The following is a 20,660-nucleotide window of genomic DNA, read 5'->3' as shown; positions in this document are numbered from 1 at the left end:
CTTCCTCCCCCTAAAACCCAAAAGTCGTCTGAAACCGAACACCATTATGAAAACACTGGGAAAACTCCTACTGACCCTCGCCAGCCTCGCCTATCCGCTCCTATGGTATTACGGCAGGGAAAACGGCGCATTTTTTTGGCTTGCCGCCGCCATGTGCGTCCTGTGGCTGATACGCGCCGCCATGCCGCAAACCACAGCCCAACGCATTACGGCGATTATCCTTGCCGCCTTTTTCGCCGCCGTACTGGTTTTCAGACGACCCGACTCGATGTATTGGTATCCCGTCGCCGTCAACGCGCTGATGCTTGCCGTTTTCGGCGGCAGCCTGTTTGCCAAACAAACCGTCATCGAACGCCTCGCCCGACTGCAACACCCCGACCTGCCGCCCGAAGGCGTGCGCCACACCCGCCGCGTCACGCAAATCTGGTGCGGCTTCTTCATCCTCAACGGCGCAACCGCCGCCATTTTGACAGGCTTGCAATATTACGACTGGTGGGCGGCTTATACCGGCATCGTGTCGTATGTGTTAATGGGGCTTTTGTTTGCCGGAGAGTGGGTGTATCGGAAAGCCGTATTGAAGGTGTAGGTCGTCTGAAAACGCATCGATCATTAATCATTTCATGTCAATGGAAAATACTGCTTCAATGTGGAAACTGGAAGACAAGTTTACTTAAGGAACGAATCAAACCAATTGAAGATTTTTAATCTCGAGAGGGAAAAATGAAAACCATAGATATAATTATTGAATATATTAATGATAAAACTTCGACCTATAAAATTTTAAGAGAATATACTCCACTCTCTTTATCCGAAATAAAATCCAGAATAGAAAACCATGATGCAGTAATAGCAGTAAATGATTTAAAACTAGATGAGTTAAAGAAAGTTAGAGAGATAATTCGTAGTTTAAATAACATAGGGACAGAAGTTGTTATACAAGATGTCACAGGTACTATAACGTTAAAAACATTGGAAAATATTATTTCTAGCTATGAAGATATAGCAGCAGATACTGAAAAATTAGATGCACTTATGTTTAGTGATGAACAATAAAATATATAAAAAAATAAAATTAGATAATCACACTATTATCGTGAACTTATAAATAAACAGTTTCTTTGGAATGTAGGGTAGTTCACAATTTTTTATTGGTAATCATGGCTTTTTATCTCAAAAATAATATAGCATTTCCGATGTAATTAATTTCTTTATTAATTTAGTAAATTATAATTATGCACCTAACCCAAATCCTATCCCCCGACCTGCCCCAACAAGACCTTATCGCCACCCATCCGAATTGGACGCGTGCGGATTTCAACCGTGCGGTTTTCCGGCTGTCAGGTCGTCTGAAAACGGCAAACGCGCAAACGACCGCGTTGTGGTTTGACGATGCCGCGCTGTTTGCCTGCGCCGTGCTGGCGGTGTGGCATTCGGGCGGGCGGGTGTTGCTGCTGCCGAATCTGGCGCGGGACAATTTGGACTGGGGGCGGACGGCGGATGTGTTTTTGACGGATTCCGAAGATTTGCAAAGCAAGTTAGGCTGTCAAACCGAACAACGCGATGAATCGGGACAGACGTTGGATGTGCAATCCAACCCACCCGTGTGGCACCTGCCCGATTTACTTGCACACACGCCGCCTGAAAACCCGACGCCCGCCCCTGAAAACCATCTGATTCCCGACCATGCCGAAGCATGGCTGAAAACGTCGGGTTCCAGCGGCGAGGCGCAGGTGATTGTGAAAACCGCCGCGCAGATGCAGGCGGAAGCCTTGATGTTGGCGGATGCGCTGCCGTTCGGACGCGGCGGGGAAACGGTTATCGGCAGCGTCATTCCGCAACACCTTTACGGCTTTACTTTCCGTTTCGCGCTTGCGCTGACGATGGGCTGGCCTATGGAACGGCGGCAGGCGGTTTATCCGGAAAACCTGCTCGCCAGTACGGCGGCGCATGAAAAAGTGGTGTGGATTGCCAGTCCGGCGGTACTCAACCGCTTAGGTGAAAACCGCAACTGGCAGAGCATCGGCCATAAAATCGCGGGCATCGTGTCGGCGGGCGGCGCGCTGCCCGAAGCCACGGCGGATTTGCTGGAACAAGCAGCCGTCCGCCCGTTTGAAGTGTACGGCAGCACCGAAACCGGCGTGATTGCGTCGCGTCGGGAAAGTCGCGAATGGCGGCCGTTTGCCGGCGTGGAAATCGGACAGAACGAAGAAGGCGCATTGTGGGCATCTTCGCCGTGGTCGCCCGAACGCCGCCAGACCGCCGATTTAATCGAGCCGCAGCCCGACGGTTTCCTGCTGCTCGGCCGCCAAGACCGCATCATCAAATTCGAGGACAAACGCGTATCGCTGACCCAAATCGAACACGAACTTTTACGGCATCCGTGGATTGCCGACGCCCATTGCGGCCGCCATCCGCAACATCAGCGCATCGCCATATGGGCGGCGTTGAACGCGGACGGTATCGCCGCCCTGCGCGACCAAGGCCGTGCCGCCGTCGCCGACGCACTCAAACGCCACCTTGCCGCCACGCAGGACACCATCGCCTTGCCCCGTTACTGGCGTTTCGCCGACAGCCTGCCGCGCAACGCCCAGGCAAAAATCGCCGCCGCCGATTTTCAGACGGCCTTTACCGTCGCCCAAACATCGCCCGTTTGGTCAAAAACATCATCTGAAGAAGAAACCGCCGCCGAAACCTTCATCGGCCGCGTGCCGCTTGATTTGGTCTATTTCGGTGGCCATTTCGCCACCTTCCCGCTCGTACCCGGCGTAGTCGAGCTGCAATGGGTGCGCGATCTGGCGGCGCGTCATCCGTGGGGCAGGCAGCGCGTCGTCCGTGTGGAAAACCTGAAATACCAGCAGTTCGTCCGTCCGCATGACGAAGTGTCGGTGGAGCTGAAATACGATGAAGCCAAAAACAAATTGAGCTTTAAAGTCAGCAACGGCGACAATCCCTGCGCATCGGGGCGGATTGTGTTCGAGGTCGTCTGAAAATGCTTTTAGGTTCCGCCCTCTCCTGCGGGAAGAGGAAAACCTGCAAATCGGGGATAATCCCGCTCAAACCTAATAACAACCCATAATCAAATGAAAAGATAAAAAATATGCAACTTTTTCCAGCACTAGCACAACGTTATTCCGAAGAACACCAGTCCGCAGGCGAAGCGCAGCGTTTGGCGCAGGAAATCGCCTTTGCGCCGATTGTGTTTCAAGTATCCCGCCTGATGGTGAAATTCGGCATTTTGGATTTGCTGAACAACCATTCAGACGGCCTTACTCAAGCCGAAATCGCCGAGAAAGCGCAAATCAGCAATTACGCCGCGCAAGTGCTGCTTGAAGCCTCGCTCTCCATCGGCACAGTGCACACCCGCGACAACCGCTATTTCATCAGCAAAGCAGGCTGGTTCTTACTGAAAGACAAAATGGCGCGCGTGAACATGGATTTCACGCAGGAAATCTGTTACCAAGGTATGTTTGACTTGGAAAAAACCCTGCAAACGGGCAAACCCGAAGGGCTGAAAGTTTTCGGCGGCTGGCCGACGATTTACGAAGGCCTGTCGTCGCTGCCGAGCGTCGCGCAGGAAAAATGGTTCGCCTTCGACCACTATTATTCCGACAATTCCTTTGCCGAAGCCTTGAAAACCGTGTTCGCCAAACCGGTTAAAAAGCTGCTCGACGTCGGCGGCAACACCGGCCGCTGGGCGGAACAATGTGTCGGCTACAACGCCGAAGTCGAAGTCACCATCATGGATTTGCCGCAACAAATCGCCCTGATGCGCGAAGCGACCAAAGGCAAAACCGGCGCGGAACGCATCCATGCCCACCCCGCCAACCTGCTCGACCCCGAAGTCCCCTTCCCGACAGGTTTTGACGCGATTTGGATGAGCCAGTTTTTAGACTGTTTCAGCGAAGAACAAGTCACCGGCATCCTGCGCCGCGCCGCCGCTTCCATGGGCAGCCACACCAGCCTCTACATCATGGAGCCCTGCTGGGACAGGCAGCAATACGAAACCGCCGCCTACTGCCTGACCATGACCAGCCTGTATTTCACCGCCATGGCCAACGGCAACAGCAAAATCTTCCATTCCGAAGACCTGATACGCTGCGTTGAAAACGCCGGATTGAAAGTGGCGGAAATTTCAGACGGCATCGGACGCGGACACAGCATTTTGCGCTGCGAGAAGGTCGTCTGAAAAACGGTATCCCCATGAAAACCCTAGTGTTAATCCCCCACTACAACCACCCCGCCGCCATCGCCCGCGTCGCACAGACCATGCACGGCTTCGGTTTGGATGTATTGATTGTGGACGACGGTTCGCGCGAAGAATGCAAACCCGTATTGCAGGCATTGGTTTCAGACGGCATCCACGTCCTTTACCGCCCCATCAACGGCGGCAAAGGCGCGGCGGTCAAAACCGGTTTGAAATACGCCGAAGAAAACGGTTACAGCCATGTTTTGCAGGTCGATGCCGACGGTCAGCACCATCTGGACGACACGCCCAAACTCTTGACGGCGGCGGAACAAAACCCCGAAGCCGTCGTCTGCGGCTGGCCGCAATACGGCGGCGACGCACCCAAAGCGCGGCTGTACGGGCGCAAAATTACCGATTTCTGGAACATGCTGCACACTTGGTCGTGCGACATCAAAGACGGCATGTGCGGCTTCCGCCTGTACCCGCTCGCCCCCGCGCTTTCGGTCGTCCGCGAAGAAACCGTGGGCGACCGCATGGATTTCGACACGGAAATCCTCATCCGCCTGTACTGGCGCGGCGTCAAGCCGGTTTGGATTAAAACGCCCGTGCAATACGCCGCCGACGGCGTGTCCCACTTCAACGCCTTCGCCGACAACGTGCGCATCAGCAAAATGCACACGCGGCTGTTTTTAGGAATGTTGCGGCGTCGTTTGGGCGCTTTATTCGGAAAGGCCGTCTGAAAACATGACCGACAACACGCAAAACCACTGGGCGGCGCAGCCAGAACGCGGCAGCCGCCTGTTTCTCGCCCTGACCACGCTGATGGTACGCTATCTGCCTGCCTTCCTGATGAGGCCGTGCATCTGGTTTGTGGTGCTGTATTTCTACGCCACCGCGCCCAAACCGCGCCGCCATATCCTGCGGTATCAAACCCGTCTTCAGACAGCCTTTCCCGATACCGTTTTGCCGAAACACAGCGTATTCAAACAATTTATCGCGTTCGGCGAAGCAGTATGCGATCGATTTGCCGTGTGGCAGCGCAAAATCCGTTATGAAGATTTGGTACTCGAAGATCCGGACGGCGTTTATACGCAAGTGAGCAATTCGGTACGCGGGCAGATTTTCGCCTGCTCCCACTTGGGCAACACCGAAGTCTGCCGCGCGCTGGTGTCGCACCATAAAGGCTTCAGGCTCAATGTGTTGGTACACAGCAAACACGCGCAGGCGTTCAACGAAGCCTTGCAAAAAGCGGGCGCGGAACACATCCGCCTGATTCAGGTTACAGATTTGGATCCCACCCTGATGATGGAGCTGAACCGCCGCATCGAAGACGGCGAATGGATAGCCATTGCCGCCGACCGCGTACCCGTGCGCGGCGAAAAAACCGCCGACATCCATTTCTTAGGCCATACCGCCCCCATGCCGCAAGGCGCATGGCTCTTGGCGGCGCTCTTAAAAACACAAGTGAACACGCTGTTTTGCGTCAAACAAAACGGCCGCTACCATTTGAAACTGCGCCGCTTCACCGACACCTCCGACTGGAAACGCGGCAACCGCGAAGCCGCCGTTACCGCCGCCATGCAGGGCTTCGCCGATATTTTGGCGCAAGAATGCGCGCAAAATCCGCTGCAATGGTTTAATTTTTATGATTTTTGGAACGAGGAAGAAGAAAAGGTCGTCTGAATCCTGAAGTACCCCTAAATCTCGGGCATTCAATAAGGGCCTATTCAGGCGCTCCGTGTAGACCGGGTTCTGTAAACAACGCGGTTATTCTCTACACAGCTCAAATTCAGACGACCTTTGTATTTGAACAGGCGGTTTACGCTTTGCCCGTGCTGCCGAAGCCGCCTTCGCCGCGTTCGCTGGCGGCAAATTCGTCCACGACTTTAAACGAGGCTTGGACGACGGGAACGATGACCATTTGCGCGATGCGTTCCATCGGCTCGATGGTGAACGCTTCTTTGCCCCTGTTCCACACGGAGACTTTAAGTTCGCCCTGATAGTCCGAATCGATCAGTCCGACCAAGTTGCCCAAGACGATGCCGTGTTTGTGTCCCAGACCGGAACGCGGCAGCAAAACGGCGGCGTAGTCGGGATTGGCAAGGTGAACCGCCAGACCGGTCGGAACGAGGTAGGTATCGCCCGGTTGCAGGGTAACGGCTTCGTCCAGACAGGCGCGCAGGTCGAGTCCGGCGGAACCGGGCGTGGCGTAGGCGGGCAGTTTGTCCGCCATTTTCGGATTGAGGATTTTCAGTTCGACTTCGGTTTGCATGATTTTTTCCGTTTCATTTGATTTGACGCGGATTATACACATATTCCCCTTCCCTATCGTTGGAGTCGTCTGAAAAAACGGGGTATGATTCATTCAAATAAACGTGAGTATCGGAGGACATCATGGATTTGCACAATATCCGCGAAGATTACAGCAAGCGCGAACTGTCGGAATCGGAATGCCATGCCGACCCGATTGTCCAGTTCGAGCAATGGCTGAACGAGGCGATTCATTCGCAAGTCAACGAGCCGACCGCCGTCAACGTCGCCGCCGTGGGCGAAGACGGCAGGCCGAACAGCCGCATGGTGCTGCTGAAAGAAGTCAATCCGCAGGGATTTGTGTTTTTCAGCAATTACTTAAGCCGCAAAGGACGTTCGTTTGACGCGCATCCGTTTGCCGCCATGACGTTTTTCTGGCCGGAACTGGAGCGGCAGGTGCGCGTTGAAGGACGCATCGAAAAACTGGATGCCGCCGCTTCGGACGAATATTTCGACAGCCGCCCCTACACCAGCCGCATCGGCGCATGGGCAAGCGCGCAAAGCGAAGTGTTGTCGAGCAAGGCGCTGTTGGTTGCCAAAGCGGCGGCAGTGGGCGCGAAACACCCGCTGCACGTCCCGCGTCCGCCGCATTGGGGCGGCTATCTCGTCATTCCCGACCGCATCGAATTCTGGCAGGGCCGCCCCAGCCGCCTGCACGACCGCATCCAATACCGTTTGGTTGACGGCAACTGGATACGCGAGCGGCTGTCGCCTTAAACTTTCCACAGCTTCAAGCCGATAGGGTAAAATCCCGACTCCAGCAAAAGGTCGTCTGAAATATAAAAAACGTTTTAACAAAACTCGTTTCATTCGTTTTCAGGCGGCCTTTTATCCGTAACTTATCCTGCCGCCACCGCCGCAGAAGAACCGTTTTCCGCAGCGGGTTGAATTTGACTTGCCTTGTCCTGCTTCAAATTCAACCCGCTGCCATCAAACGCGTTAGGAGAACCCCATGTCCAAGCAACCCACCAGCAAACGCCAATGGCGCGACGGCGCAGCCCCGTCTGCCAAGAAAACCGCCAAACCTTTCAAAAGCAAAGCCCGTCCCAAAGACGAAACGCGCAAAGCCGCTTCCAAACCTTACGGACAAAAAGTTTCAGACGACCTCAAGCCGCAAAACGCCCCCAAACAGCGCGCCGCCAAAGCCAGAAAACTCGTCGTCCGCAATCCCAACCAAAAAATCATGGAACGCGCGCGCGATTTGAAAGAACGCCGCAGCGACCTGTCGCGCATGGAACCCGAACGCCTGCAAAAAGTGCTTGCCGCGTCCGGCGTCGGCTCGCGCCGCGAAATGGAAGAGTGGATTAACAACGGCTGGGTAACGGTCAACGGCAAAACCGCGCAACTGGGCGACAAAGTCACCCCCGACGACCACGTTACCGTCAAAGGCAGCATCATCAAGCTCAAATGGGCGGACCGCCTGCCGCGCATCATCCTGTATTACAAACAAGAAGGCGAAATCGTCTCCCGCGACGACCCGCAAGGCCGCGTCAGCATCTTTGACCGCCTGCCGCAGGCCGCCAGCAGCCGCTGGGTCGCCATCGGACGCTTAGACATCAACACCAGCGGCCTGCTCATCCTGACCACCTCCGGCGAACTCGTCCAACGTTTCGCCCACCCCAGCTTCGAAGTCGAACGCGAATACGCCGTGCGCGTGCTGGGCGGGCTGACCACCGAACAAATGCGCAGCCTCACCGAAGAAGGCGTGATGCTCGAAGACGGCTTGGCAAAAGTCGAACGCATCTACGAACAAGGTGGCGAAGGCGCGAACAAATGGTACAACGTCGTGATCAAAGAAGGCCGCAACCGCGAAGTACGCCGCATATTCGAAAGCCAAGGCCTCACCGTCAGCCGCCTCGTGCGCGTCGGCTTCGGTCCCATCGGCCTGCCCAACCGCCTCAAACGCGGACAGTTCTACGAACTCAATCCCGCCGAAGTCGCCAACATCATCAAATGGGCGGACATGCTGCTGCCGGGCGAACGTCGTTGGAAGAAAAGTTAATGTAAGATAAATCGGGGCCGAGGCCTTTACAAAATCGTCTCAGCCCGACAAAATCTTGCCTAAGTCATAAACATAGTGGGTTAAGTTTAGACCAGTACCGCATTGCTCCGCCTTGTCCTGATTTAAACTTAACCCACTATTCACACATTAAAATCCAAATAAAAATTGACCCTGCGCTATCGTTGAATCTGCCAATACACTGCTATCAATACTTTTAACAATCAGCATGTGATATTTCTATGGAGCTTAAATCATGCCGCGTTTTTTTCTAAAAACCGTTTCCATACTCACGTTAGCAACGTTGGCAGCGTGTTCCGGTTCACACGAACACTCAAGTTCTTCACCTGACAGTCTTCAGAGTCCACACAACGCAGCACTGTCTACTGCCGCCGTTACTGAAGAAAATCTGTCTCTTGCAGAAAACACCGAACGCTACCAAGACCAACCCGACCAACCGGTCAAATCCGTTGCCCAAGAGCCTGTATCCACATTCAGCATAGACGTCGATACCGGCAGCTACGCCAACGTCCGCCGATTTCTGACCAGCGGCCAACAACCGCCCAAAGATGCTGTACGGATTGAGGAAATCGTCAATTATTTCCCCTACAACTATCCACTGCCTACTGACAACCGTCCATTTGCCGTTCACACTGAAACCATTGATTCACCGTGGCAACCTGAAGCCAAACTCATCAAAATCGGCATACAGGCTCAAGACACCGCGAAGAAAGACCTACCGCCTGCCAACCTCGTTTTCCTTGTGGACGTATCCAGCAGTATGGATGAGGAAAACAAACTGCCGCTGGTTCAAAAAACCCTTCGCATCCTGACCCAACAATTACGTCCGCAAGACAAAGTGACCCTGATTACCTATGCGTCAGGTGAAGATCTGGTACTCCCGCCCACATCAGGTGCAGATAAAGAAACAATCCTGAGCGCCATCGACAAACTGCGTGCAGGCGGCGCGACAGACGGCGAATCCGCACTGCAAATGGCTTATGAGCAAGCGCAAAAAGCCTTCGTACCCAACGGTATCAACCGCATTTTATTGGCGACCGACGGCGACTTTAACGTCGGCGTATCCGACACCGAAACCCTCAAATCTATGGTTGCCGAAAAACGCAAAAGCGGCGTTTCACTCAGCACCCTGGGCTTCGGCATGGGCAACTACAACGAAGACATGATGGAACAAATCGCCGATGCGGGTGACGGCAATTACAGCTACATCGACAACGAAAAAGAAGCGAAAAAAGTCCTGCAACAGCAGCTGACCTCCACACTCGCCACCGTAGCGCAGGATGTCAAAATCCAAGTCGAATTCAACCCCGCCACCGTCAAAGAATACCGCTTGGTCGGCTATACCAACCGCACCCTGCGCAATGAAGATTTCAACAACGACAAAGTAGATGCGGGCGACATCGGCGCAGGCCACAGCGTGACCGCCCTCTATGAAATCATCCCGCAGGGCAAACAAGGCTGGTTAGAAGAATCACGCTATCAAAAAGCCCCGACCGCCAAAGGCAGCAAAAACGAATACGCCTTTGTCAAAGTGCGCTACAAACTGCCCGGACAAAAAGACAGCCAACTGATGCAGCAAGCCGTCCCCGTCGGCAGCAAACCGCTTGACCAAGCCGACAAAGACACCCTGCTCGCCCTTGCCGCCGCTTCCTATGCCCAAGCCCTGCGCGGCGGCGAATACAACGGCAAACTCAGTTGGAGAGACATCGAAAACATGGCACAAAAAGTCCAAGACGATGACCCGTTCGGCCTGAAATCCGAATTTCTCCAACTGGTGCGCACCGCCGCCGGACACGGAGGAACATCAGGTCCTTTAGTTAAAGAGTAAAATCTCAAAAGGTCGTCTGAAAACTTTTCAGACGACCTTTTATACACCCTGTCTCAACCACCATCAGGAGCCGCTTCATGTTCACACTCACAACCGACAACGACCGCCTGCTGCTCGCCTCAGCCGATTTGCGCGCGGAAATTTATCTCTACGGCGGGCTGCTCAACCGCTACGAAATCCGCCGCCCCGACGGCACATGGTTCAACATCGTCAAAGCCTACGACACCCCGCAACACGCCCGCGAGAGCCTGACCGAATGGTTCCGCAGCGGCAAGCTCAGCCCGTACGCCTGCCGCCTGCGCCACGGCAAATACAGCTTTGACGGCAAAGCATATCAGTGCGGCAAATTCAAACTCGCCGAACACGCGGCACACGGTTTGATGTATGACCGCGAGTTTACCCTCGTCAACAGCCATGCCGACGGCCAATCCGCCGAAGTCGAAATCCGCGCAGATTACGCACAAGACGACAGCGGCTATCCCTTCCCCTTCAGCCTGACCGTCCGCTACCGCCTCAGCGCAGACGGTTTAAGCATCCGCTCCACCGTCCGCAACCAAGGCGCAACCGCCATGCCGCTCGCAGACGGCTGGCACCCCTATTTCACACTCGGCGGCAAAACCGACGATTGGTCGCTGGAAATCGACAGCAGCAAACGCTTGGGCTTCGATGCCGATTTGGTTCCCGACGGCAGCATGATCGACGACACCCGTTTTCAGACGACCTCAAGCCTGGTAGGCATCGAATTGGACAACAGCTTTGTCTTAGCACGCAGCAAACCCGCCGCCTGCACGCTTTCAGGCAACGGGCTGACCCTGAGCATTTACCCCGACGCATCCTATCCCTACCTGCAAATCTTCACCCCATCGACCCGCGACACCATCGCCATCGAAAACCTCAGCGGCGCACCCGACTGTTTTAACAACGGCTTAGGGTTAATCAAGCTGGACGCGGGAGAAGAAGCCGCATTTGAAACGCGCTACCATATCGCAGCCAACCGTCCGTAAGCAGCCCGAATCTTTATCAGCAAAGCAAAGGTCGTCTGAAAACGCCCAATCAGGTTTTCAGACGACCTTTTAACCAACTGATGCACTGGTTTCTTTGACTGAAAAAAACAGCCCTCGTCAATAAACCTAGCATTTTCAATCAAATATGCTGTATTAAATCATAACCTGACCGAAATAGCGTTGCCATATTTTTTCTTTTACCCCACTAAAAGCGAAGTCATACTGAGCGAACCGGCGACAAGGTTGTCGTTGAAAAACGTAATGGCATCATCCGGCTCTCGCAATGCCATGATGCAAAGAAAAGGCAGATAATGTTCCGGAGTCGGCACGGAGAGCATCGCCTTTTCGCCCAGCCGTTCGTAATGAATCAAAGTATCGACATCCCGCTCGACAATCGACTGATTGACCGCTTCGCGGAACGCAAACGCCCAATCATAACCCGCGCCGATTTGATTGATATGCGCCCTGCTCATCACGCTCAAATTATGGATAATATTGCCGCTGCCGATAATCAACACACCCTGTTCGCGCAAGGCAGATAATTTTTTCGCCAAATTGAAATGCCATTCCGCCGACTGCAAACGGTTCAGGCTGAGCTGCACCACAGGAATATCGGCATCGGGATACATAAATTTCAACACCGCCCACGCGCCGTGATCAAAACCGCGCGTCGGGTTCAGCTCCACATTTTCCGATTGTAATAACGACCGAACTTGCTCCGCTAATTCGGGCGAACCGGGCGCCGGATACTGCACTTGGCTCAGCTCTTCAGGAAATCCGTAAAAATCGTAAATCATTTCAGGATGTTCACCCGATGTAACCTGCAAACGGCTGCTGTACCAATGCGCCGAAATCATCAAAATCGCTTTGGGTTTGGCAAACTTTTGCGTAATCAGGCTGAGATTTTGGTTGAACGGATTTTCCTTATCCAATGCATTCATCGGACTGCCATGGCCGACAAACAATACAGGCATTTTTTTCATCATTGCCTCCTTAAAATATTTGATGAGGCGGATTGTACGGATAAATGATTAAGCAATAAATCTCAATTTATGAACAACATAATTTCTCAATAGGAAATGATAAAGTATTCTTTGGCTTTGCTAAAAAAGTAAAATCAAAAGGTCGTCTGAAAGTTGAGTTTCAGACGACCTCTTGTCCTAAAAGACCGTTTTAATCAATCTCTTTTGCCAATATTCAACCGTTTGCCCCATCAAGCCTCGTCTGTGCTTGACCCGGCTTTGCCGTTCTCCTACAAAGTTTTCAGCAATACTTTCCACACCGACAATTTGGGATTGTGCTGTCTGCCTTAACCAATCAAATCCATTTTGTGTCATATACCGGTTCATTTCCAACATCACGCCTGCTTTTTATCAACAAATGCTGCGCCCGTTTTGGATGAGGTCGTTTTGCACGGTTTGACAAGTGTCGTTTTGCACGCCGTTTCCCGCCCATTTTTGAGCATTTCAAAACCTCGGTCGTCTGAAATTTGACGCCACCCCGTCCAAGTGTTATTAATAATTCCTATTCACAAACAAACAGGAATAAATATGAAAAAAGTTGGTAATAAAGTGGTCGTTGTGGGCTTGGGCGCGGTTGGGGTCAGCTATGCCTATTCCATGCTCAACCAAGCCTTGTGCGACGACATGGTTTTAATCGACATCAACCGCACGCGCGCGGAAGGCGAAGCGCGCGACTTCCGCCACGGAATGCCTTATGCCGCCTCGCCTGCGCGTATTTACGTCGGCGATTACGATGATTGTTCGGATGCGGACATCGTGTGTATTTGCGCGGGCGCGGCGCAGGCTCCCGGCGAAACCCGTTTGGACTTAATCGACAAAAACCTGCGCATCTTCCGCGACATCGTTTCGAAAGTCATGGCTTCGGGCTTTGACGGCATCTTCTTGGTTGCCTCCAATCCCGTGGACGTACTGTCTTATGCCGTCCTGCGCTTTTCAGGGCTGCCCAAAGAGCGCGTTATCGGCTCGGGTACCATCCTTGACTCCGCCCGTTTCCGCGTTTGTCTGGGCAACGAATTCGACGTCGCGCCTTGGAGCGTCGATGCCATGATGATCGGCGAACACGGCGACAGCATCATCGCGCTTTGGAGTACCGCCAACATCGCGGGTATGTCGGTTCAGAAGATGTTGGAACAATCAGAAGACGGGCAGGCGCGTATGGACAAAATTTATACCACCGTGCGCAATGCCGCCTACGAAGTCATCGCCGCCAAAGGCTCAACCAGCCACGGCATCGGCATGGGTTTGAGCCGTATCTCCAACGCCATCCTGCACAATCAAGGCGTCGTATTGCCTGTTTCCACCTTGCTTGAAGGCGAGTTCGGACAAAACGGCGTGTATATCGGTGTACCGACCGTCGTCAACCGCCAAGGTGCGGTCCGCATCATCGACCTGCAACTTTCAGACGACGAAACCGAACGATTTGCCCACTCGGCGGAGCTGTTGAAAAGCTATCAACGCAAAGTCGATGAAATGGTCGGATAAACAGAATAGCCTCTAAGTAAAACGTCGTCTGAAAACCGGAAATTTGGTTTTCAGACGACGTTTTTTATTCACAAACCTAAGCCCTATTTCTCTGCTTTCAACACTCTTTGACGGCGCGTTTCACTCAACACCATGCCTGCGCTGACGGAGACGTTCATGCTTTCGACCGTGCCGAACATGGGTATCGACACCAGCATGTCGCAATGTTCGCGCGTCAGGCGGCGCATGCCTTCGCCTTCGTTGCCCATCACCCATGCCGCGCTGTCGGGCAGGTCGCAATGATAGAGGTCGGAATCGCCGCCCATGTCGGTGCCGATGATCCAGATGCCGTATTCTTTCAACTCGCGCAGAGTGCGGGCAAGGTTGGTTACGGTGATGTAGGGGACGGTTTCTGCCGCGCCGCAGGCGACTTTGCTGACGGTGGCGTTCAGCCCCGCGCTTTTGTCTTTCGGCGCGATGATGGCGTGTACGCCCATTGCGTCGGCTGTTCGCAGGCACGCGCCGAGGTTGTGCGGGTCGGTGATGCCGTCGAGTATCAGCAATAGCGGCGGTTCGCTCAGGTTTTCCAATACGTCTTCGAGGTGGACGTGGTTTTTGGAAGCGTCGATAAACCCGACTACGCCCTGATGCCGCGCGCCTTTGCTGATGGCGTTGAGGCGGTCGGCGTCGGCGAAGTGTACGCGCACGTTTTCGTTTGCCGCTTTCTCCAACACGTCGCGCGTGCGGGCATCGTTTTTGCCTTCTTGGACGTAGAGTTCGGTAATCGATTTCGGGTTTTGCCACAGGCGGGCGTTGACGGCGTGAAAGCCGTAGATGAGTCTTTGGTTTGCCATGATTTTGCTTTATAAAAAATTTCAGACGACATTATAACAAGATAAGGTCGTCTGAAAGCAGGTGTAACCGGTTTCACTCAAACGCAGCCGCCTAGCGCATCAAATACCCCAACAACCCCGAACTGCCCACGCCAATCAACACGGTAACCAACATGGAAAACCTGCTTGCGGCAAACACGGTCAGCGCAATGGCAATCAACTCGTGCGGCTTGTTGGAAACGAAATAAGGCGCGATGACGGAAATCAACACGCAACCCGGCGCGGCTTCCATCACGATTTGTGCGCGGCGGCTTAAGGTACGGTTGCGCAAGGCGAAAAAACCGATAAGGCGGGTGGAATACGTTACCGCCAGCATACTGGCAAACAGCAGGAACGACTGCCAAGACAGCAAATCCTTCATTCCCTCTCTCCCCAAAGATAGGCGGCAAGCAGGCCGGAAATCGCGCCCAGCGGCACATACCAATGCCCGTCCACCGACAAATAAGTCCCGCACGCCACAATCAGGCTGACAAACCAAGGGCGTGCCGCCTTAAAGCTTTTCCACATACCACGCAGCAGCACCAAAAATACAGCAGGAAACGCCATGCCGAAACCCCATGCCGCGACATCGCCGAACATCGGCCCGACCGCCGCGCCAAACGCCGCAAAGCCGATCCAAGTGGTATAAAGGATAAAGCACACGCCCGCGTAATAAGGCATATTGAACGCCGGTAGCCCCATCGCCTTGCGCTTTTGGATTTCCGCAAACGCCAGCGCCCAACTTTCGTCACACATAAAAAACAGCGCGGGCATGGCTTTTTTCCGCGGCATATCCCGCATATAAGGCGCGATTGCCGCCCCCATCAGAATATGGCGCGAATTAATCATGAAGGTAACGGTGGCGATGATCAGTATCGGCAACGGATTTGCCCACAAGTTGACCGCAGCAAATTCCGAGCCGCCGGCAAAGTTCATGCCCGTCATCAGTAGCATTTCCAGCCAACTCATCCCTTTCTGCCCGCCTTGTACGCCGAGTATCAGCGCCCACGGCAAAAGCCCGATAAGCATGGGCGAACATTCTTTGATGCCGCGTAAAAATTCGGATTGCGGGGAATTTGGGTGTGTCATTTTGGTGAGAAATTTAAATAGAGTGTGAAGATGGAAAATGAGGGAAGGTATTATAAGTGAAATCGTCAACAATCAGGAGGGCAAGACAAAATCGCAAACAAGGAAACGCCGTATTGCTTTCAGGTTCATTTGAGGGACTGTCCCAAAATACAGCTTGAAATGAAAACAGCCGGATTCTGCAATATGACAGAATCCGGCTGATACAAATCAAATGAACAGGTTTTCAAGAATATCCGAAGTTGGTTGGGCGATTCACATTTTCAGACGACCTTCAATCATCTTTCCATTATGTGAATCCCTGCCCTGATTATAAAGCTTTCAGGCGGGCAATCCGGTTTTCCAAAGAGGGGTGGGTGCTGAGCAAAGAATCTTTGGCATCGCTGGCGATACCCATCGCATTCATTTGCTGCGGCAAATCGCTCGGGTTGCCTTTCAAGCGTTGCAGCGCGGCAATCATTTTGGGCGCGCCGACCAGTTTGGCGGCTCCCGCATCCGCACGGTATTCGCGCTGACGGCTGAACCACATCACGATGATGCTTGCCAAAAAGCCGAACACGACCTGCAATACCATGCTGACTAAAAAATATGTGCCTTGCGAAGTGCTACCGTCGTTGTTGCGTGCAATCATGCCGGAAACGATGCGGGCAAGGAAAACCACAAACGTATTGACCACGCCCTGTATCAAGGTCAGCGTAACCATGTCGCCGTTGCCGACGTGTGCCATTTCGTGCGCCAAAACGGCTTCGACTTCGTCCCGCGTCATGCGCTCGAGCAAACCCGTACTCACCGCAATCAGCGAACTGTTGCGCGTGGCACCGGTTGCGAAAGCATTGGGTTCGGGGGAATGGTAGATCGCCACTTCCGGCGTTTTCAGGCTCCACTGCCTCGCCTGTGCTTCCACAGTCGCCAACAACCACGCTTCCACTTGATTGCGCGGCTGTACGATGACTTCCGCACCGACTGAGTTTTTCGCGATGGATTTGGACATCAATAATGAAATGATCGAACCGGCAAAGCCGACGACGGCCGAGTACACCAGCAGGCTGCCGACCTGATCCGTACTGTGTATGCCAAGTACGGCCAAAACAACGCGGATGACGACCAAAACGGCAATATTGGTTGCGAGAAACAAGAAGATTCGTTTCACCGGGGAGATTCCTTTTTTGGGTATGGTGGGTTTATGTTTTTGATTGATATAAAAGAACAACAAAATTAAACAATATCGGAATATTGAAGTTTACTTTGCATGCTGCGCTTTATATCGAAACCGGTTGGAATTCAAATTATCGGTTTGCCCTAAAATTTTCGAGCGAATTCACAATCAGGCTGTAAGACTTATACCGCATTACTGCTAATGCTGCGGTATTTTCTCAAAAAGAGGCGGATTCTAAAATGCCGTACTTGGAAAAGGTATGCAAAACCAAAGTATCATTTTGACTAAACAGGAGATTTAGCGTTAACAAAATGCCATTTTCCCCTCAAAAACGTATTGATTACCCGTCCGAATATACCTAATAAAGACCGTTACTCCTCTTTTGATTGCCACCCCACCCCGAAATCTGATAAATAACGAATATAACATTTACATTAAATCCGTGCGCAAATCATGAAACGCAAAACCTCCCTCAATCTCGTTCTTGCCAGCATTGCGGTTGCCATTGCCTTGATTACGGCTGCGGCTTTTTGGTTTTATCACAGCCCTTACGGTCCGACCATCCCACTTATCCGTACCGGCTCTTCACAATCCATTACCCAACCCGACCGACCATCCCCGAAAATCGTCCAATCTGCGCGCAACCAAATCGGCAAGACCCTGCGTTATGACTCTGCCTACACCAAACTCAAATATCCGATGGGTGACGTACCGATGAAAAAAGGCGTGTGCACCGACGTCATCATCCGCGCCCTGCGCGACCAAAATATGGATTTGCAAGAACTTGTCCATCAAGACATGAGCCGGAACTTCTCCGCCTATCCCAACCGTTGGGGCTTGAAACAACCCGATGCCAACATCGACCACCGCCGGGTACCCAACCTCATGACTTATTTCACACGCCAAGGCTGGGCGGTACAGGATACGAATTATCAGGCAGGCGATATTGTGACTTGGGAGCTTAAAGGCAACCGCCCCCACATCGGCATCGTCTCCGACCGCAAAATCGGAGACAGACCCTTGATTATCCACAATATCGGTTTGGGAACCCGCGAAGACGACATCCTCTACCGCTATACCATTACCGGACATTTCAGGCTTCCTGTTCAGTAAATTTTCCATCGTGTTATAGTGAATTAAATTTAAATCAGGACAAGGCGACGAAGCCGCAGACAGTACAGATAGTACGGAACCGATTCACTTGGTGCTTCAGCACCTTAGAGAATCGTTCTCTTTGAGCTAAGGCGAGGCAACGCCGTACTGGTTTAAAGTTAATCCACTATACAAACAACCATCCCCAAAGGTCGTCTGAAAACCCGATACTCTTTGACAAGGCATCCTGACAAGCGTCCGGATGCCTGAATATTCTGACGCAGGCAGGAGGCGGCTGATCAATACGTTTGATAACCAAGCCGGTAAGGCAGCCCTACCATAGCCCTTTCACAACGTTTTTACTATAATCCCCCATTTCCTCCCCTGCCCGTGCATCATGCCCAAAGCCACTTTCTACACCCACGCCGCCGACCCCGCCGCCTTCGCCTGCCGCCTGATTGCGCGCGCCATACGCGATGGCGGGCAGATATTGGTCTGGTCGGATTCCGATGAAACCATCCGCCGCCTCGACCGCGACCTTTGGCAGCAAATTCCCGAAAGCTTCATTCCGCATGAAATTTGGCAACCCGGCCAACCCATGTCGTCTGAAACACCCGTATGGCTCGCGTTCGGCGATACTTTACCCACCGTCCCTGAAAACGCCACCGTCCTCAATCTCTCGCCCGACTTTTGGAACGAAGCCACCGTCATCCCCGCCCGCGTGCTTGAAATTGTAGGCAGCAGCTTGGAAGAGCTCGCCGACGCCCGCGAACGTTTCAGCGCATACAGAAAAAGCGGCTTTACCATCGAACACCACGATATGACAGGTAAAGCCTAAAATCGAAGGTCGTCTGAAAACGGCTTTACACGATAAGCCGAAAATTTAAACAGCCTTGATTCCTTTTGATTCAAACTGGGCTATAATCCCGACTTTCTTTTACTGACCCCTTTTAAAAGACGAAAACATCATGAACAAAACTTTCAAATTCAGCGCATTGGCAATCGCCGCCGCATTGGCACTGACCGCCTGCGACAAAAAAGACGCCAATACACCTGCTTCAGCCTCTGCGCCCGCATCGGCATCCGCAGCTTCCGGCGCATCTGCCGCAAAAGACGCATCCTCTATCGGCACACCGGTCCAACAAGCCAGCTACGCAATGGGTATGGACATCGGCAGCTCCCTGAAACAAATGAAAGATCAGGGCGCGGAAATCGACATGAAAGTCTTCATCGAAGCCTTACAAGCCTCTTATGACGGCAAAGAAAGCAAAATGACTGAAGTCCAAGCACAAGAAGTCATGATGAAATTCCTGAAAGAACAACAAGTCAAAGCGGCGGAAAAACTTCAGGCTGACGCCAAAGCCAACCTGGAAAAAGGCGAAGCGTTCCTCAAAGAAAACGCCACTAAAGAAGGTGTGAAAACCACTGCTTCCGGCCTGCAATACAAAATCACCAAAGAAGGTGACGGCAAACAGCCTAAAAAAGACGACATCGTCGTTGTCGAATACGAAGGCCGCCTGATTGACGGTACCGTCTTCGACAGCAGCAAAGCCAACGGCGGTCCTGTTACCTTCCCCGTCAGCCAAGTTATCCCCGGCTGGGCCGAAGGCATCCAACTCTTGAAAGAAGGCAGCGAAGCCACCTTCTACATCCCATCCAAACTCGCCTACCGCGACCAAGTCATGCCGGGCGGGAAAATCGGTCCGAATTCCACTTTGGTATTCGACGTGAAGCTGGTTAAAATCGGCAAACCCGAAGATTTCCAACCCGCTCCCGGTCAAGTTGACATTCAAAAAGTCCAATAAGCCTGCGCTTTAACCCGATGCCCGAACCGAATCCGTTTCGGGCATTTCTGTTCTATATATTCGCAAAACATGGTTTACCCCGTTTCAGACGACCTCCTATCCCATCAGACCCCCAATAAACCTGCGCCATAACATTGCGATTTTGTTTTGCTATACAATAAAACCTACCAACCTCCTACAACCAACGCCATGAAAAACATCGTTATCCTCATCTCCGGCCGCGGCAGCAATATGCAGGCCATCGTCAATGCCGCCATTCCAAACGCCCGCATCACCTCCGTCCTCAGCAACAGCGCAACCGCCGCCGGACTGGCTTGGGCAGCCGAACGCGGCATCGCCACCGACAGCCTCAACCACAAAGACTTCCCCAGCCGCCTCGCTTTCGACCAAGCCATGATGGAGAAAATCGATGCCTATCAACCTGATTTGGTCGTCCTCGCAGGCTTTATGCGCATCCTCACGCCCGAATTCTGCGCCCATTACTCAAACCGCCTGATCAACATCCACCCATCCATCCTCCCCGCCTTCACCGGCCTGCACACCCACGAACGCGCCCTTGAAGCCGGCTGCCGCGTCGCAGGCTGCACTATCCACTTCGTAACCCCCGAGCTGGACTGCGGTCCGATTATCTCTCAAGGCATCGTCCCGATCCTCGACGGCGACACGCCCGACGACATTGCCGCACGCGTCCTGACCGTCGAACACCGCCTTTTCCCGCAAGCCGTTGCCGATTTCGTTGCAGGTCGTCTGAAAATCGAAGGCAACCGCGTATTCAATTCAGAACGCAACGCCGAAGGACAAACCTTACTCGCGTAATC

General features: G+C 53.0%; 22 protein-coding genes. 15 read left to right on the top strand and 7 right to left on the bottom strand.

Features of this window, described 5'->3' with window-relative positions:
* The first annotated feature begins 46 nt into the window (after positions 1-46).
* The 6 genes from MON40_RS04425 to MON40_RS04400 all read left to right on the top strand — a co-directional run bounded on the left by MON40_RS04425 (position 47) and on the right by MON40_RS04400 (position 5,869).
* The gene (locus MON40_RS04425; RefSeq protein ID WP_003779125.1) at positions 47-586 is read left to right on the top strand and encodes a COG4648 family protein; all 540 of its coding nucleotides are present in this window, start codon (positions 47-49) and stop codon (positions 584-586) included.
* A 134-nt stretch (positions 587-720) separates the two neighbouring features.
* On the top strand, positions 721-1,053 hold the full coding sequence (locus tag MON40_RS04420) for a 50S ribosomal protein L7/L12 (RefSeq protein ID WP_242926007.1): 333 nt from the start codon (positions 721-723) through the stop codon (positions 1,051-1,053).
* A gap of 179 nt (positions 1,054-1,232) precedes the next feature.
* Positions 1,233-2,987 (top strand): ApeI family dehydratase, encoded by a 1,755-nt coding sequence (locus MON40_RS04415; RefSeq protein WP_003779122.1) that lies wholly within the window; start codon positions 1,233-1,235, stop codon positions 2,985-2,987.
* A gap of 110 nt (positions 2,988-3,097) precedes the next feature.
* Complete coding sequence (locus tag MON40_RS04410; protein WP_003779120.1) at positions 3,098-4,186, top strand: FlxJ family methyltransferase; 1,089 nt, start codon at positions 3,098-3,100, stop codon at positions 4,184-4,186.
* Between the two features lie 14 nt (positions 4,187-4,200).
* Positions 4,201-4,926, top strand: a complete 726-nt coding sequence (locus tag MON40_RS04405) for a glycosyltransferase family 2 protein (RefSeq protein ID WP_003779117.1) — start codon at positions 4,201-4,203, stop codon at positions 4,924-4,926.
* Between the two features lie 4 nt (positions 4,927-4,930).
* A complete protein-coding gene (locus MON40_RS04400; protein ID WP_003779115.1) occupies positions 4,931-5,869 on the top strand; it encodes an LpxL/LpxP family acyltransferase in 939 nt (312 codons plus the stop codon).
* A 136-nt stretch (positions 5,870-6,005) separates the two neighbouring features.
* Here MON40_RS04400 and dut read toward each other — a convergent pair whose 3' ends face one another.
* Entirely contained in the window at positions 6,006-6,458 is a 453-nt protein-coding gene (gene dut / locus MON40_RS04395) for a dUTP diphosphatase (protein WP_036491672.1), read from the bottom strand.
* A 122-nt stretch (positions 6,459-6,580) separates the two neighbouring features.
* Here dut and pdxH point away from each other — a divergent pair, with 122 nt between their 5' ends.
* The 4 genes from pdxH to MON40_RS04375 all read left to right on the top strand — a co-directional run bounded on the left by pdxH (position 6,581) and on the right by MON40_RS04375 (position 11,348).
* Positions 6,581-7,213, top strand: coding sequence for a pyridoxamine 5'-phosphate oxidase (gene pdxH / locus MON40_RS04390; RefSeq protein WP_003779112.1), 633 nt, complete (start codon positions 6,581-6,583; stop codon positions 7,211-7,213).
* A gap of 235 nt (positions 7,214-7,448) precedes the next feature.
* On the top strand, positions 7,449-8,498 hold the full coding sequence (locus tag MON40_RS04385) for a pseudouridine synthase (RefSeq protein WP_003779110.1): 1,050 nt from the start codon (positions 7,449-7,451) through the stop codon (positions 8,496-8,498).
* A gap of 253 nt (positions 8,499-8,751) precedes the next feature.
* Positions 8,752-10,344 carry a vWA domain-containing protein gene (locus tag MON40_RS04380; RefSeq protein ID WP_003779108.1) on the top strand — a complete coding sequence of 531 codons (1,593 nt, stop codon included), beginning with the start codon at positions 8,752-8,754 and terminating at the stop codon, positions 10,342-10,344.
* A gap of 77 nt (positions 10,345-10,421) precedes the next feature.
* Complete coding sequence (locus MON40_RS04375) at positions 10,422-11,348, top strand: aldose 1-epimerase (protein WP_003779106.1); 927 nt, start codon at positions 10,422-10,424, stop codon at positions 11,346-11,348.
* Between the two features lie 197 nt (positions 11,349-11,545).
* Here the strand turns inward: MON40_RS04375 and ygiD are convergent, their stop codons facing one another.
* Positions 11,546-12,331: a 4,5-DOPA-extradiol-dioxygenase gene (gene ygiD / locus MON40_RS04370; protein WP_039863120.1), complete on the bottom strand. Its 786-nt coding sequence runs from the start codon at positions 12,329-12,331 to the stop codon at positions 11,546-11,548.
* 177 nt (positions 12,332-12,508) lie between these two features.
* A complete protein-coding gene (locus MON40_RS04365; protein WP_003779102.1) occupies positions 12,509-12,706 on the bottom strand; it encodes a hypothetical protein in 198 nt (65 codons plus the stop codon).
* A 192-nt stretch (positions 12,707-12,898) separates the two neighbouring features.
* Between MON40_RS04365 and MON40_RS04360 the strand changes: the two genes are divergently transcribed.
* Positions 12,899-13,852: an L-lactate dehydrogenase gene (locus MON40_RS04360; protein WP_003779098.1), complete on the top strand. Its 954-nt coding sequence runs from the start codon at positions 12,899-12,901 to the stop codon at positions 13,850-13,852.
* 83 nt (positions 13,853-13,935) lie between these two features.
* On the opposite strand, the gene rlmB is transcribed toward MON40_RS04360, so the two are convergent.
* The 4 genes from rlmB to htpX all read right to left on the bottom strand — a co-directional run bounded on the left by rlmB (position 13,936) and on the right by htpX (position 16,939).
* Positions 13,936-14,685 carry a 23S rRNA (guanosine(2251)-2'-O)-methyltransferase RlmB gene (rlmB, locus tag MON40_RS04355; protein WP_003779096.1) on the bottom strand — a complete coding sequence of 250 codons (750 nt, stop codon included), beginning with the start codon at positions 14,683-14,685 and terminating at the stop codon, positions 13,936-13,938.
* A gap of 91 nt (positions 14,686-14,776) precedes the next feature.
* Complete coding sequence (locus tag MON40_RS04350; RefSeq protein ID WP_003779095.1) at positions 14,777-15,085, bottom strand: AzlD family protein; 309 nt, start codon at positions 15,083-15,085, stop codon at positions 14,777-14,779.
* Positions 15,082-15,792: an AzlC family ABC transporter permease gene (locus tag MON40_RS04345; RefSeq protein WP_003779092.1), complete on the bottom strand. Its 711-nt coding sequence runs from the start codon at positions 15,790-15,792 to the stop codon at positions 15,082-15,084. The genes MON40_RS04350 and MON40_RS04345 overlap by 4 nt, the downstream gene beginning before the upstream one ends.
* A gap of 307 nt (positions 15,793-16,099) precedes the next feature.
* Positions 16,100-16,939 (bottom strand): protease HtpX, encoded by an 840-nt coding sequence (htpX, locus tag MON40_RS04340; RefSeq protein WP_039863116.1) that lies wholly within the window; start codon positions 16,937-16,939, stop codon positions 16,100-16,102.
* 459 nt (positions 16,940-17,398) lie between these two features.
* Between htpX and MON40_RS04335 the strand changes: the two genes are divergently transcribed.
* The 4 genes from MON40_RS04335 (at position 17,399) to purN (ending at position 20,658) form a co-directional block, all read left to right on the top strand.
* The gene (locus tag MON40_RS04335; protein WP_003757490.1) at positions 17,399-18,058 is read left to right on the top strand and encodes a DUF1287 domain-containing protein; all 660 of its coding nucleotides are present in this window, start codon (positions 17,399-17,401) and stop codon (positions 18,056-18,058) included.
* 376 nt (positions 18,059-18,434) lie between these two features.
* Positions 18,435-18,875, top strand: coding sequence for a DNA polymerase III subunit chi (locus MON40_RS04330; protein ID WP_003779086.1), 441 nt, complete (start codon positions 18,435-18,437; stop codon positions 18,873-18,875).
* A 130-nt stretch (positions 18,876-19,005) separates the two neighbouring features.
* Positions 19,006-19,842: an FKBP-type peptidyl-prolyl cis-trans isomerase gene (locus MON40_RS04325; protein ID WP_003779084.1), complete on the top strand. Its 837-nt coding sequence runs from the start codon at positions 19,006-19,008 to the stop codon at positions 19,840-19,842.
* A gap of 189 nt (positions 19,843-20,031) precedes the next feature.
* Positions 20,032-20,658 carry a phosphoribosylglycinamide formyltransferase gene (gene purN, locus MON40_RS04320; protein ID WP_039863113.1) on the top strand — a complete coding sequence of 209 codons (627 nt, stop codon included), beginning with the start codon at positions 20,032-20,034 and terminating at the stop codon, positions 20,656-20,658.
* Positions 20,659-20,660: the final 2 nt, after the last annotated feature.

The organism is Neisseria macacae ATCC 33926, from assembly GCF_022749495.1.
Lineage (GTDB): Bacteria > Pseudomonadota > Gammaproteobacteria > Burkholderiales > Neisseriaceae > Neisseria > Neisseria macacae.
Note: the sequence above shows the minus strand (reverse complement) of the source record. Positions and strands in the feature narration are given on the sequence as shown.